Raw genomic sequence first — 13,340 nt, 5'->3', positions numbered from 1 at the left:
GGGTGCCCGAAGGGCGGGTGAGGGCGTTGCCACGAAGCGGGATTATTGCCGATTGCAGCACCCCTCACCCTAGCCCTCTCCCGGAGGGAGAGGGGATTGTGGACGGACGCAGAAGGAACTACATGCTAAACCAACGCAAAATACTCCTGGTGCACCCCCTGGGCTACCGCGCCGACGCGGCGGGGCGCGACATCTCCCGCGTCGCCAACATCATGCCTCCGCTGGGGCTCGCCAGCATCGCCGCCTACCTGGAGCAGCGCGGCATCCGGGCCGACATCGTGGACTGCTACGCCCGCCCTGATTCCGACCGGGTTATCCGCGATTACCTGCTGGCGGAGCGTCCCGCCATGTTGGGACTTAGCTGCACCACCTCCAGTTTCCTGGACGGCGTGCGCATCGCGGAGATGGCGCGCGGGGTGCTCCCGGGCATCCGCACCGTGTTCGGCGGCCCCCACGTCTCCGCGCTCAAGACCGGCCTCTTCCCCAACTTCCCCGCCATGGACTACGCAGTCGTGGGCGAGGGGGAGGAGACCATGGCCGAGCTGCTCCTGAAAGGATGGGACGACCCCGCCTCCGTGGGCGGCATCATCTACCGCAACGGCGCCGACGCGGTCTGGACCGGCTACCGCGACCGCCCCCTGGTCCTGGACGAGCTCCCCTTCCCGGCCTACGAGAAGCTGGCGGGGTTCCCGGCGTCGTACCGGCTCCCCATCTTCAACTACCCGAAGACGCCCAACACGAGCTGCATCTCCAGCCGCGGCTGCCCTTACGCCTGCAGCTACTGCGACCGCTCCGTGTTCCGGCGCAGCTTCCGCTACAACTCGGCAGAATACCTCTACGAGCACCTGCGCTACCTCAAGGAGCGCTTCGGCATCCGGCACATCAATTTCTACGACGACCAGTTCACCTTCAACCGGGAGCGGGTCGAGAAGTTCACCACGCTGATGACCGATCGCCCCCTCGGTATGACCTTCAACTGCGCGGTGCGCGCCGAGCACATCGACCCGGAGCTGCTGACCCGCATGAAAGGCGCCGGCTGCTGGATGATGAGCCTGGGGATCGAGACCGGCGACGAGGAGTTGCTGGCCCAGCACCGCCAGAATGCCGACCTGGACCACCTGGCGCAGAAGATCCGCATGATCAAGGATGCCGGCATGCGCACCAAGGGGCTCTTGATGATCGGCCTTCCCGGCGAGACCGAGCAGAGCATCCGCAAGAGCATGGATTACGTCTTCTCCCTCCCCATCGATGACTTCAACCTGGCCAAGTTCACCCCGTTCCCGGGGTCGCCGGTGTACGAGAAGATCCACGAGTTGGGGGAGTTCCAGGAGGATTGGGAAAAGATGGACTGCATGAACTTCCTCTTCGTCACCAAGGGGATGACCCGCGAGCGCCTGGAAGAGCTGTTCCAGGAGTTCTACCGCAACCACTTCAAGCGCCACAAGGTGCTCTGGGGCTACCTCACCATGCTCTGGCGCTCGCCGGACAGCTGGCTGCGTTTCTTGGGGAACCTCTCCAGTTTCCTCAAATTCACCAGGAAGACGGAGCGCTTCGAGGCGGAGTCGCGGCCGGCCCCGGTTGCGCCGGGCGCAAAATAACAAAGAAACCACAAGGAGCCGTGCCATGGATACCAAGGAAAAACTGAAGCAGATACTGGTCAAGGACCTGAACCTCGAGGAGGTCACCCCGGAGGAGATCAGCAACAGCGCGCCGCTTTTCGGCGAGGGGCTGGGGCTGGATTCGCTGGACGCGGTCGAACTGGTGGTTATCGTGCAGAAGCATTTCGGCGTCGAGATCAAGGACATGGAGGAAGGGCGCAAGGCGTTCCAGTCCGTCGACTCCCTGGCCGCCTACATCGAGGCGCGCACCGCCGCATGACCCGCTGGCCCGTCGCCATAACCGGGCTCGGCTGCATCTGCGCCGCCGGCGGGACCGTTCCCGAATGCCTGGACTCCCTCTACGCCGGGCGGCGTGCCCCCGCCCCCCCGGAGCGCTTCGTGAGCAGTCACCCGACCCCGTTCCCGGTTTTCGAGGTGCGCGACTTCCGGGAGCCGCCTGAACTGCTGCGCACGAGCGCCCTCGCGGTGCAGGCGGCGCGCGAGGCGCTCGCCGACGCCGGTTTTTCCGCTGCGGAGCTGCGCGGGCTGCGAGTCGGCGTCTGCGTCGGCACCACCGTCGGGAGCGCGTTAAACGACGAGGGATTCTGCCGCGCCCACCGCGCCGGGGAAGAGCCCAACCTGTTCCCCATGGAGCGCATCCTGAACAGCAACCCCGCCGCCGTCATCGCCCGTGCCTTCGACTGCACCGGCCCCTGCCAGACCGTGGTCAACGCCTGCGCCTCCGGGACCGACGCGGTGGGGCTCGCCGCCTCCTGGATCCGCGGGGGGATCTGCGACGTCGCCATTGCCGGTGGCGCGGACGAACTCGGGCGCATCACCTACCACGGCTTCATATCCCTGATGATCACCGACGACTCCCCCTGCAAACCATTCGACCGTGACCGGAAGGGACTCAACCTCGGCGAAGGGGCCGGTATGCTGGTGCTGGAATCGGAACAGGTCCGCGCCCGGCGCGGCGCTCGCGCCCGCTCCTTCGTCATGGGCTACGGCTCCGCCTGCGACGCCTACCACCTGACCGCGCCGCACCCGGAGGGTGCAGGGCTGCGCCAGGCCGTGGCCGAGGCGCTTGCCTGCTGCGCCGTTGCCCCCGACCAGGTCTGCTTCGTCAACGCGCACGGCACCGGCACCCCCGACAACGACCGGGTCGAGAGCCGCGTGCTGGCCGAACTTTTCCCCGGCGTCCCCTACCACTCCACCAAGGGGTACACCGGGCACACCCTCGGCGCCGCCGGCGGCATCGAGGCCGTCTTCACCGTCGCCTGCCTGGAGCGCGGCCTCGTCCCGGGGAGCGCGGGTTTCGCAAACGCCGACCCGGAACTCGCCGGAGAGCCGCTGCGTGGCAACCTCGAGGTGACAGGAGGATTGGCACTTTCCCAGTCCCTCGCCTTCGGGGGAAGCAACTCGGTGCTCCTGTTCGGAAAGGGGGATGCAGCGTGACGCGCCTTGTGGTCAAGGGGATAGGGGTCGCCGGCGCATTCGGCACCGGGGTGGAATCTTTCCAGAGCGCCCTCGCAGAAGGCCGGGCTACGGTAGGATCCGTCGAGGTGGCTACGGGTGAGGGAGTGGTGACCGTTCCGGCCTATCGCGCGGACACCGCGGCGCTGGAGGAGTTCGTCCCCAAGCGGGCCCTGCGCCGGGTGGACAATTACTCGAAGCTGGCTCTCTTAGGGAGCTACCTGGCGCTTAAGGACGCCGGGATGCTCGGCGCCGACCTGGGCCGCCTCGGCCTGGTCATCGCCAGCGGCTACGGCGCCACCGCCACCACCTACGCCTTTCTCGATTCACTCATCTCCGGCGGCGACACCTGCGCCTCACCGACCCATTTCGCCAACTCGGTGCACAACGCCGCCGCGGCCAACGTTGCCATCACTCTGGGCATCAGGGGGCCGAGCCTCACGGTGAGCCAGTTCGACATGTCCGTCCCCTCCGCGCTGGTGAGCGCCCGGCAGTGGTTGGCCGAGGGGAGGGTCGACGCGGTCCTTTTTGGCGCCGTCGACGAGGTATCCGAACTGGTCGCCTACCTGCAGCACCGCCGGTACGGCCCGCGCCACGTCGCCGCCATGGCCCCCTTCGATGCCGGGACCGAGAGTTCCATCATCGGCGAGGGCGCCGCATTCCTGGTCCTCACCCGCGACGACGGCGGCACCGCCTACTGCGGTATTGACAGCGTCGAAACCGGCAATGTTTTTGGCGGCGGGCTTTCCCTCCCGGACGACGCCCTGATGCTCCTGGGCGCAGACGGGCGGAAAGAGCTGGGCAGGCGCTATCTGGATACGGTGGCGGCCGGGGCAACGGCAGCCTGCTACACGCCGATATACGGCTCTATGCCCGCGGCAGCCGCGTTCGACCTTGCCGCCGCCGCGCTGGCGTTGAAAAACGGGCAGGCTTTTGCGAGTCCCGCGGGACCTGGCCCCTTTGCACCCGACTCCGCCGGCGTCTCCCGCATCTGCTCCCTAAGGCTTGCCGGCCCCAGCGAGTACGCCACCGTGTTGATGTCCAAATTGTAGGGGCGAATAATCATTCGCCCTGCGCCCTTTCCCTGGTTCCCAAGCTCCTGCTTGGGAACCCCATATGGCGCAAAGCTCCAGCTTTGCATCCGAGGGAAGCTGGAGCTTCGGAAAGGCTTTGCGTTCCCAAGGTGGACCTTGGGAACGAGATCAAAAGACACAGGTGCCTGTCCCTTTAGCGGAACGCTTCTATCAGCTTAGCCAGCTACAAAGACACCAAGGGGACAGGCACCTGGCGGAGCCAGTCCCCCTCTTTCGCAAGCCCTATGATGTCAAAACTGTAGGGGCGAATAATCATTCGCCCCCTGCCTCTGACGTACCGCGATCCAAACCGAAGGGAGCAAACATGAAACCTGCCCTGCCCAAGCCGCTCATGAAACTCGCCATCCTGCTGCCCCTGGTCTGCGCCGCTGTTGCGCCTTTGCCATCGTTGGCCGCCGATACCGGCGCGCCGGTCCCCACTCAACCGGTAACCGCCCCATCGGCAGCCGCACCGACAGCACCCGCACCGGCTGAACCCGGCACCGCCCGCAAAACACCAGCCGAGGACCGCCTCCCCGACCAGCACGGCTTCGCCCTGGACTACGGCTACGTCTACGACCCCGGCCCCTCCAGGACCTTCGCCATGGCCCGCGGCTTCGCCATCTACGACTACGGTTCCGCCTGGCGCATGGACAACTGCCCTAACACGCTGCGTTTCAAGGTGGAGGCGGCCATCGGCAGCACCATCACCCCCAAAAGCGACATCATGGCCTCGGTCAACATGCTGGCCGTAAAGTACCCCTTCGGGCTGACCGGGAAAGTGCGCCCCTACGGTGAAGCCGGCATCGGCATTATCTACACCCAGTTCCGGGTCCAGGGGCAGGGGCTCCATTTCAACTTCAATCCTCTGCTCGGCCTCGGCCTCGAACTGCCTCAGCAGGACGGCAAGAACATCTTCGGCGCCGTCCGTCTGCACCATCTCTCCAACGGCGAGCTCTACCACGAAAACCGCGGCGTCAACTCCGTGGTGCTCCAAGTCGGCCGGATGTTCTGATCCTATTCCCCCTCTCCCCCTGGGAGAGGGTGGCCGAAGGCCGGGTGAGGGGTCTTCGCACCGGCACCGCCTTCCCCACTGGCGCCGCCCTCACCCCGGCCCTCTCCTGGAGGGAGAGGGAGTGTAGCTGGTTCTTCCGCTGAAGTGCCACTCCCACTCCCGTTCCCTTTCCCTCTCACTGTCTGAAATCCCAACTATAGCTGTACCTGCTGCTCTCCCACTCAGTTTGACTTAACCTGCTCCTGTGGTACTACTGCAAATGGAATGAAAGTATTCTCTGAAAGGAGGGAAAAGGCAGAACCAGCAAGTCTACTGACTGGAGTTAACCCAGAATATAGGAGGCCTCTATGAAAAGAGTTTTGCTTGTTGCGGCGGCTATGTCGGCACTGGTGGTGGCAGGATGCACCAGCGATCCTCTCTCATTCAGAAAATGTAACATGACCGATGCCAAGGTCATCGGTCCGACGGAGGGAAGCTCCACCGGCATCATGCTGTTCCAGTTCATCCCCATCAACCAGAACCACCGCTTCGACGAGGCCTACAAGGACGCTATCAGCAAGGTCGGCGCCACCTGCCTCAACGACCCGGTTGTACAGGAAAAGTGGTTCTGGGCCTACGTGTTGAACGGCTACACCTTTACTGTTAGTGGGACTGCCGTCAAAGAAGCGCGGTAACCTCCGCCTGTGCTAGCCCTGACGCAAAAAAGGCCACACCCCGCGGTGTGGCCTTTTCATTTTCAGAGTTGGCTGTCCCTCCCCTTGTGCCCCCCCGCGCCGCAATCACCTTTGGGTCGGCGCCAGCCTCCCGCGCAGCGCACGTACCAGCAGGTAGGTGGCCACCGCGCCGACGGCACCGAGCAGAGGGCCGACCAGCAGCGAGCCGAGCAGCCACTCCCAGAGCCGGTGGTGCACCTCTTCCAGCAAGGTGTGGCGGTTGAAGTCGTACCAGAAACTGCCGTAGCGCAGGTAATGCCCGACCTCGATGCAGACGAAGGGAACAAAAGGGGCGATGCAGAGGTTCCCCGCGCCGACCGCGGCCAGCTTGTTCAGGTGCAGCCGATGTGCGGCGTACACGGTGGCGGCGATGCCGAACGGGATGATGGGCAGCGCGCCTACGAAGATACCGAGCCATACGGCGGCGGCAAGTTCGACGTCGCTCGAGTGTTCCCGGCACAGCGCCCTGAAGAATTTCGCCGGCCTCAGGATGCTCGGCAGCCTCCCCTCCTCGCCTGCTCCCTTGAAGAGCCTGCGGTGCGGCCACGGTATCAGCGAACGGGTGACCAGGAAGGTGTGCAGGCAGGTGAGCCTGAAGTTGTCCTTGAACTTGTGGAAGTGCGACACCCGCTCGTCCCCCGGCGGGTAGTACACGGAGACCGGCGCCGACAGGAGCGGCAATCCCGCCCAGCACCCCCGTACCAGCACCTCGATCTCGAAAGTGTAGCGCCGGGTTATGAAGCGGTCCCCTTCCAGGAAGGCCACCGGGTAGAGGCGGTAGCCGCTCTGAGTGTCGGGCAGGGTCCGGCCGCATTCGATCCGTACCCAGAAGTTGGAGAAGCTGCGGCCGAACACGCTGGAGCGCGGCACGTTGTCGGTCTCCATCTCCCGCGCCCCCATCACGATGCAGGGCCATGCGCTGCTGCCGACGTCCAGGATGCCGGGGGCGTCGGCGGGATCGTGCTGGCCGTCGGCGTCGATGGTGAGCAGGGCCTCGTACCCGGCCGCGCGCGCGAGTTCCGCACCGGCCAGGATTGCGCCCCCCTTGCCCTGGTTGCAGGGGAGCCTGTGTCGGAGGATGGGAAGATCGGCGACCCGGTCCAGGCTCCCGTCCGTGCTGCCGTCATCCACGACCAGCACCTCCAGCCCCTGGTCGAGCGCCTTCTGCACTACGTCGCGCAGGGTGGCGGCGTGGTTGTAGACCGGCACCAGCACCAGTGTCCTGGGCCATTGTTCCCGGCCCGTCTTCACCTCGCTCATGGCGCGCCCCCGGCCGCTGCCGTCACCACTGCCCCAGTGCTCTCCGGCTTGCGCGCCACCACCTCCAGCAGCATGCCACCGTTGATGACGCACTTCAAAAGATGCGAGGTGATGCTCACCGGCTCGAAGCCCGCCTCCCGGAGCATCCTCTCCATCCGGCCGCGGCTGCGCGATTGCAGCCACATCCCCTGGCGCATGGCGTTGCCGATCTGGGTGAACAGCCTGAACAACGAGGTGCGGGCGGTGATGAAGTAGATGGTGCCGCCCGGCTCGACCTCGGGGGCGAGCCGCTTGAGCAGTCCCGGCAGGTCCCTCAGGTATTCCAGCGCGGAGAAGGCACAGACCACCGAGTAGGGGCCGGACAGGGGCAGTTCCTCGACGTTCCCCTTCACGATGGACACGTTGTCGATCCCCTGCTCCTTTGCCTTGCGCTCGAGAAGCTGCAGCATCTTCGCGGAGATGTCGACCGCCACCACCTCGGAGCAGTTGCGTGCGATTGCCAGGGTGAAGATCCCGGTTCCGGCGCCGATCTCCAGCACCCGGCCGCGCCCGCTGAAGAGGGTGGGGACGCGGGCTTCAAAGAGCTGCTGCTCCATGGTGCGCGACATGGAGACGTTGGAGTGGAACTGCTCGTCGTCGTACCCGGCCGCCAGCCCGTCGTAGAAGAGTTCGGCGGGGTCCGGGGAGACCCCTTCCCGCTGCATGACCTCCCTGCCGATCAGGCGCGCCAGCGGCACGACCTCCAGCCCTTTACCCTTCACCCCCTCGATCAGCTGCTCGAACTCGGCCAGCAGATGCGCCGGATCTCCCTTGGGCGGGGCCACGTCGTGCAGCAGGACGATGTCGCCCGGCTTGACCCTGGCAAGAATCTTCCGTGCCAGGCCGGCTATGCGCCGGTTTCCCATGTCCCCCGCGCGGCAGCTGAAATTGACGCAGAACATCCCGTTTTCCAAGAGGACCCGCCACAGGCGCGAGTTGGTGATCCCGACCGGCGGCCGGAAGGCGAGCGGCTGGATGCCGAAGCGCCGCAGCACCTGCTGCGCCCCCGCCACCTCGCTGCGCAACATCTCCGTTGTCTTCAGCATGAGGAAGGGGTCGTGGTTCAGGGAGTGGTTGGCCACGGCGTGCCCCGCCGCCAGGATCGCCTCGATCAGTTCGGGGTAGCGTTCGGCGCGTCGTCCGGTGACGAAGAAGGTCGCGCTGATGCCGTGCCGGCGCAGAAGTTCCAGCACCTTCGGAGTGACCAGGGGATCTGGACCGTCGTCAAAGGTGAGGGCCACCCCCCTTGCTCCTTTGGGGCCGCGGCTCACGATGGGAAGAAAAAAGCCCAGGCGTGGGAAAAAGGGCGTCAACAGGCACAGCAGGATGAAAAGGGCAAGCGGCAACGCAGCCCAGAGGGGGTCGATGAAAAGTAGCACGGTTGCGATCTGGAAGGCGGTCAGTGCCACCAAATGCGCAGGGGACAGCGGGCATATCATGAAACGGATCCTTGGCCTGGGTGGGGTCGAATCGGCAAGGCATGATGACGGAAAAGCGCGGCAAAGTCAAACGGGTCAGGAGCGGGGTGAGGGCGCCGCCGCGGTCGCTGCGGCCGGTAGGGCCAGGAGGTAGCTCTGCCAGACGGCGAGGTAGGAAGCCGGGGCGACTTCGTAGGCGTCGCAGTGGCCGCCGCCTGTGATGATATGCAGCATCTTGGGTGCTGCCGCACGGAGGTACAGGCGCCGCGACATCTCCACCGGGGTCACCGGGTCGCGGTCGCCGTGAATCAGCAAAAGTGGCACGCCCGCCCTGGCGATCTTGTGGAAGTTGTCGAAGGAAAGCCTGACTCCCCACCACCCGACGGTGAAGTAGGCCAGCCGCGAGACATGCTTCACCATGTCTTCCATGGAGGTGAAGGACCCTTCCATGACCAGCCCGGCAGGCTTCCCCTCCAGCGCCATCTGCAGCGCCACCGCGGCGCCCAGTGACTGCCCGAAGAAGATGATGCGGTCACGGCTCCACCCCTGCCTGCCCAGGTAGGCGAGTGCGCCGCGCGCGTCCCGGTAGAAGTCGCTTTCCTTGAACGCCTCGCCGTTGCTTCTGCCGAACCCGCGGTAGTCGAAGATGAACAGGGGCAGCCCGCTACTGTGCAAAAGCCTCAGGCAACCCAGGTTGTCGGAGAGGTTGCCGGCGTTGCCGTGGAACAGGAGCACCAGCGGCCGTCCCGGCGCCCCCGGCAGGAACCAGCCGTTCAACTCGACGCCGTCGCGGGTCTTGAACCACACCTCCTGGTACGGGATGCGATACTGCGCCGGGGTCGCGGTCAGGTTCTGCTTGGGCACCAGGATGTAACGGTTCAGGATGGCGCAACCCACCAGGGAGAGCAGGGTACAGACGAAGAGGAGGTATCGGGGACGGAAGCGGTGGGAGCGCGGCCGGTAACGGTGGCAGGGCGTCGGGGGGCGTGGTGTCGCGGCAGCCGGCATGCGCGTGGCCTTTGGGCACCGGCCGCCAGGGAGCAGGCGTCGGCCGGAAACGGTGGAATTTGCGGCAGCTACTAGCTTTCCACGTCACCCGGTGATGTCAACGTGGCGCGCCCGGCTCTGCTATCCCTTTCCCGTTGTCTCGGCGCCGTCCTCCCACATGTCGAAGAAGTTGAAAAACTGGTAGGGGTGCTGCACGGTGAAGCGCTCTAGCTCCGCCACGTACTCCTTCACGAAGGGGCGGTACGGCTCTCCCGACCGGCCGCCGAGGTGCGGCACGCTCAGCACCCTGGCGAGGTTCAGGGCGTAACGGGTGGCGTTCACCTTGGTGGGGAAGATGAAGGCAACGGGTGCGCCGGTCGCCGCGGCCAGCTTGTAGGGGCTGTAAGGAAAGGCGACCTCCCCGCCGAGGAAGCGCTCTTTTATGGTCCCGCTTTCGCTCCCCATGGCCCGGTCACCCATGATGCAGACGATCTCTCCCTTCTTGAGCGCTCCCATCATCTCCAGCGTCCCCCCGAGGTAGCCGGCGGGATCGATGATGCGGAACGGGTTCTCGCCGCCGTGCTCGAAGAAGTGACGGTCCAGGTCCCCCTCCTGGCGATGAATAAGGAGATTGACCGGCGTGGCCAGGAACTTCAGCACCGCCATCGCCCCCTGCCAGGAACCGACGTGCGAGGTGACCAGGATCAGCCCCTTGCCCTGCCCGACCAGTTCCTCGAGACGCGCCAGATCGACCTGGTCGACGGTGATCCCCCCGGTGCCGAGGATGCCGAGGGCGGCCCGGTCCACCAGGACCTCGCCGATGCCGAGGCTCAGGCGGTAGCAGTCGACGAGGCGGGCAAGCCCTTGCCGCTGCGGAAAGCGACGCGAGAGGTAGGGGAAACAGCGGCGGCGCACCGCCGGGGAAAAGAGCACGTAGTAGAACACCACGCAGCGCAGGAGCAGGTACGCCGCGCCCCGTCCACCCAGCCGGATCAAGGAATAGAAGATCCAGTGCTGGAAGCGGGAGCCGATGCTCTTGCTGCTCCACTTTTTCACTTTTTGGGCAGTGGCTTCCTTCATCTGGTTAGACTCTTTCGGAGATTGTCCCGTCCGCCTGGGATCCTGTTGCGGCTGCAAAGTAGGCGATTTTCTATAGCACATCCGGCGCCGCTAGGGAAACCGTTCATTTGCGGCGCCGGTGCAGATCCGGGATTACAGCGGTTCATCCGGGAATTTCGGGAAATGTCCGAGGCTGATCCCCCCTCCCGCAAGGGGAGGGGGGACCAAAAGCAGCCCTCCCCGGAATTCTCTGCAGAACCATTACAGAGGGGACACGCACCCGCTTCGGTTAATATTTTCATTGATTTGGCCAGGCGAGATGTTAATATCCTCGATTTGAAATCCTTAAGACCTAGGAGGGGATATGAAACGACTGGTGATTTTGGCAGTTCTGATCATGATGGCGCTGTCCCAGTTCGGCTGCGCCGGGGGCGGCATGTCTCGCGCGGCAGTGGACGGCGACCTGCAGGCAGTGTAGGAGTTCGCACGCAAAGGACAGGACGTCAACGCCATCGACAAGTGGGGCTGGACCCCGCTTTTGTGGGCGGTCTACTACGGCAACTTCCCCGTCACCGAGTGGCTGCTGGCCAACGGCGCCGATCCCAACGTCAAAACTACCGAGACCTACGGCAACTACCTGCCGGGAACCACCCCCCTGATACTGGCCGCTTCCTACGGCCGCTACGATGCGGTCAAGGCACTGCTGGCCAAGAAGGCAGACTCGTCGGTGGTGGACAGAAGAGGCAAAAGAGCGCTGGACTATGCCGAGGAGTACCAGTTCGATAAGGTCGCCGAGCTCTTGAAGCACAAGAAGTAGCCCTTTGGCAGCGCGGCCATGCCCGCCGGCCGGTTGGGGCCAAAGCTCCGCCCCCGCCGGCAACTACCCCGGAGCTCGGATAAGGAGAGAGACATGATGAAGGTACTGGGCAAAGTTTCCTTGCTTGCGCTGTCCATCGCTGTGAGTGGTTGCGCCGTCGGGCAGAGCTACCGTTACCACGACACGACCCTCCACGTGGATGCTTCCGGCGGCAAGTCGGTAGCGGTCGCCGCGGTCGACAGACGCCCGTACGTCGTCTCGGCGGAGAAGGAGCCCAACTACGTCGGCAACCTGCGCGGTGGATTCGGCAACCCGTTCAACGTGACCACGGCAAGCGGAAAGCCGCTGGCAGAGGACATGTCCCTGGTGATCTGCGGGTCACTCAAGAAGAAAGGGTTCTCCTGTACGCCGGTCACCGTGCCGACCAACGAGGCCGATGCGCAGGTGAAGGACAAACTGAAGGGGGCCAGCGCCGACCGGCTCATGCTGCTCGTCATCCGGGAATGGATGTCCAGCACCTACACCAACACCGGCCTCAATTACGACGTGCAGCTCACCGAGATGGACCGGGAGGGTGCCGTCCTCGCCGAGAAGCAGTTGAAAGGGGAAGACGACCTCGGCGGCAGCTTCATGAACCCGCCCGGACACGCCAAGGAAGCCGTTCCGGCAGCGTACAAGAAGAAACTCGAACTGCTGCTCAACGACGCCGCAGTGGCCAAAGAACTGCAGTAACTGCCCAGCGCCCCCCCTTTTGCGAAGGCTCATCCGGGAACTCCGGGGCAATGTCCGAGGCTAATCTCCCCCTCCCGCAAGGGGAGGGGGGACCAAAAGCAGTCCTCCGCGGAATTCTCGGAGGAACGTTTGCGAAGGGGACAGGGGGGATTTAGAAGAGAACCATAAAAAAAAGACCGAGGCTGCAAGCCTCGGTCTTTTTCGTGATGCCGCTCCAGCGTCAGTTCAGTTGGGCACGACTGCCCCGGTTATCCTTTATCCACCTCGCCAACTCCTTTGCTATTACTTCGTCTCCCCGCTCATTGGTGTGCAGCATATCCGCGAAATCATCGGCGCCTGCCGCTGAGTACAAGTCGATGTAGTCAATATCGTTATGGGCGAGGTAGTTGGCAGTGGCTTCATGGACCTGGTCCAGGTAACCCAAGATGGCATCAGCCGACTTGTCCTTGGCAAAGCTCCTTACCAGGGGCCTGTTGCAGGGAGTCAGAACCACCACCAACTTCATCCCCCCGCGCGAAAGCCGATCTCTTAGCCCACCAATCCACTCCAGGGACTTATGCCCTCTGGCGAGGATCACGTTAGTCTCGAAAGTCTTAAAGCGGTTGAGTGCGAAGCCGTCTGATTCGGTTGCCCAGTTCCTGTTGTAGAGGTTGCCTGTCTTGAAAAATGCCGGCTGCTCGTGAACGGCGTCAACGGTCGCTTTAAGTGCTGTTTCCTCTCTGAAAAAGAAACTCAGCTTTCCCAAGTAAAAGCTCAACATATTGTGCAGATATTGGAGGTCGACTCGCTGCTCTTTTCCGGGAGGTACCATCCGTTCAAAGACAGGCCCGTAGTTGCCATCATGCGGTTCAGGCAAGGCGGACTGCACGAACCTGGTCGGAATGATGTTGAGAAATACAGTGGTGCCTGGGGACCATGATGAGGAGATGAGATCACCCTGTCTCAAGAAGTCGGCAGGCTTACTCCCATCCAGGGCTCCCGGATACACCTTCTCGCCGACTGCCTCCTGCAATCTCGCCCATATCGTTTTTTCCGGCCGATCCACGTAGTAGGAACAGAACGCGGAATCACCGATGAGCACGTACCTGGAACCGTCGTATTTCCCATCCCAGGCCATTCTCTTTCTCGGATCCATATGCTGCCGCCAGGCGGC

At 64.1% G+C, this 13,340-nt stretch carries 12 protein-coding genes and 1 pseudogene; 8 read left to right on the top strand and 5 right to left on the bottom strand.

The window, feature by feature from the left end; translation table 11 throughout:
• Positions 1-122: 122 nt before the first annotated feature.
• The 6 genes from H7687_RS01320 (at position 123) to H7687_RS01295 (ending at position 5,836) form a co-directional block, all read left to right on the top strand.
• Entirely contained in the window at positions 123-1,598 is a 1,476-nt protein-coding gene (locus H7687_RS01320; RefSeq protein ID WP_183344292.1) for a B12-binding domain-containing radical SAM protein, read from the top strand.
• A complete protein-coding gene (locus H7687_RS01315; RefSeq protein WP_281376649.1) occupies positions 1,579-1,878 on the top strand; it encodes a phosphopantetheine-binding protein in 300 nt (99 codons plus the stop codon). The genes H7687_RS01320 and H7687_RS01315 overlap by 20 nt, the downstream gene beginning before the upstream one ends.
• Entirely contained in the window at positions 1,875-3,056 is a 1,182-nt protein-coding gene (locus tag H7687_RS01310) for a beta-ketoacyl-[acyl-carrier-protein] synthase family protein (protein WP_183344288.1), read from the top strand. Before H7687_RS01315 ends, H7687_RS01310 begins: the two co-directional genes overlap by 4 nt.
• The gene (locus H7687_RS01305) at positions 3,053-4,126 is read left to right on the top strand and encodes a beta-ketoacyl synthase N-terminal-like domain-containing protein (RefSeq protein ID WP_183344286.1); all 1,074 of its coding nucleotides are present in this window, start codon (positions 3,053-3,055) and stop codon (positions 4,124-4,126) included. Before H7687_RS01310 ends, H7687_RS01305 begins: the two co-directional genes overlap by 4 nt.
• 346 nt (positions 4,127-4,472) lie before the next feature.
• Positions 4,473-5,162: an acyloxyacyl hydrolase gene (locus tag H7687_RS01300; protein ID WP_183344284.1), complete on the top strand. Its 690-nt coding sequence runs from the start codon at positions 4,473-4,475 to the stop codon at positions 5,160-5,162.
• A gap of 347 nt (positions 5,163-5,509) precedes the next feature.
• Positions 5,510-5,836, top strand: a complete 327-nt coding sequence (locus tag H7687_RS01295) for a hypothetical protein (RefSeq protein WP_183344282.1) — start codon at positions 5,510-5,512, stop codon at positions 5,834-5,836.
• A gap of 105 nt (positions 5,837-5,941) precedes the next feature.
• Here H7687_RS01295 and H7687_RS01290 read toward each other — a convergent pair whose 3' ends face one another.
• The 4 genes from H7687_RS01290 to H7687_RS01275 all read right to left on the bottom strand — a co-directional run bounded on the left by H7687_RS01290 (position 5,942) and on the right by H7687_RS01275 (position 10,659).
• Positions 5,942-7,135 carry a DUF2062 domain-containing protein gene (locus H7687_RS01290; protein WP_183344280.1) on the bottom strand — a complete coding sequence of 398 codons (1,194 nt, stop codon included), beginning with the start codon at positions 7,133-7,135 and terminating at the stop codon, positions 5,942-5,944.
• Positions 7,132-8,613: a polysaccharide deacetylase family protein gene (locus tag H7687_RS01285; RefSeq protein WP_183344278.1), complete on the bottom strand. Its 1,482-nt coding sequence runs from the start codon at positions 8,611-8,613 to the stop codon at positions 7,132-7,134. Before H7687_RS01285 ends, H7687_RS01290 begins: the two co-directional genes overlap by 4 nt.
• A 75-nt stretch (positions 8,614-8,688) precedes the next feature.
• Positions 8,689-9,600, bottom strand: coding sequence for an alpha/beta hydrolase (locus H7687_RS01280; RefSeq protein ID WP_183344276.1), 912 nt, complete (start codon positions 9,598-9,600; stop codon positions 8,689-8,691).
• Positions 9,601-9,720: 120 nt separating this feature from the next.
• The gene (locus tag H7687_RS01275; protein ID WP_183344274.1) at positions 9,721-10,659 is read right to left on the bottom strand and encodes a lysophospholipid acyltransferase family protein; all 939 of its coding nucleotides are present in this window, start codon (positions 10,657-10,659) and stop codon (positions 9,721-9,723) included.
• Positions 10,660-11,140: 481 nt separating this feature from the next.
• On the opposite strand from H7687_RS01275, the pseudogene H7687_RS01270 reads away from it, so the two are divergent.
• Together H7687_RS01270 and H7687_RS01265 are read left to right on the top strand one after the other, a co-directional pair.
• Positions 11,141-11,455, top strand: a pseudogene (locus H7687_RS01270) (ankyrin repeat domain-containing protein); the annotation flags it as partial.
• Between the two features lie 93 nt (positions 11,456-11,548).
• The gene (locus H7687_RS01265; RefSeq protein WP_183344270.1) at positions 11,549-12,187 is read left to right on the top strand and encodes a YajG family lipoprotein; all 639 of its coding nucleotides are present in this window, start codon (positions 11,549-11,551) and stop codon (positions 12,185-12,187) included.
• A 220-nt stretch (positions 12,188-12,407) separates the two neighbouring features.
• Here the strand turns inward: H7687_RS01265 and H7687_RS01260 are convergent, their stop codons facing one another.
• Positions 12,408-13,322 carry an SGNH/GDSL hydrolase family protein gene (locus H7687_RS01260; RefSeq protein WP_183344269.1) on the bottom strand — a complete coding sequence of 305 codons (915 nt, stop codon included), beginning with the start codon at positions 13,320-13,322 and terminating at the stop codon, positions 12,408-12,410.
• Between the last annotated feature and the right edge of the window lie 18 nt (positions 13,323-13,340).

The organism is Geomonas paludis, from assembly GCF_014193585.1.
Taxonomy (GTDB): domain Bacteria; phylum Desulfobacterota; class Desulfuromonadia; order Geobacterales; family Geobacteraceae; genus Geomonas; species Geomonas paludis.
The sequence above is the reverse complement of the archived record's forward strand: the minus strand, read 5'-3'. Positions and strand labels throughout refer to the sequence as shown.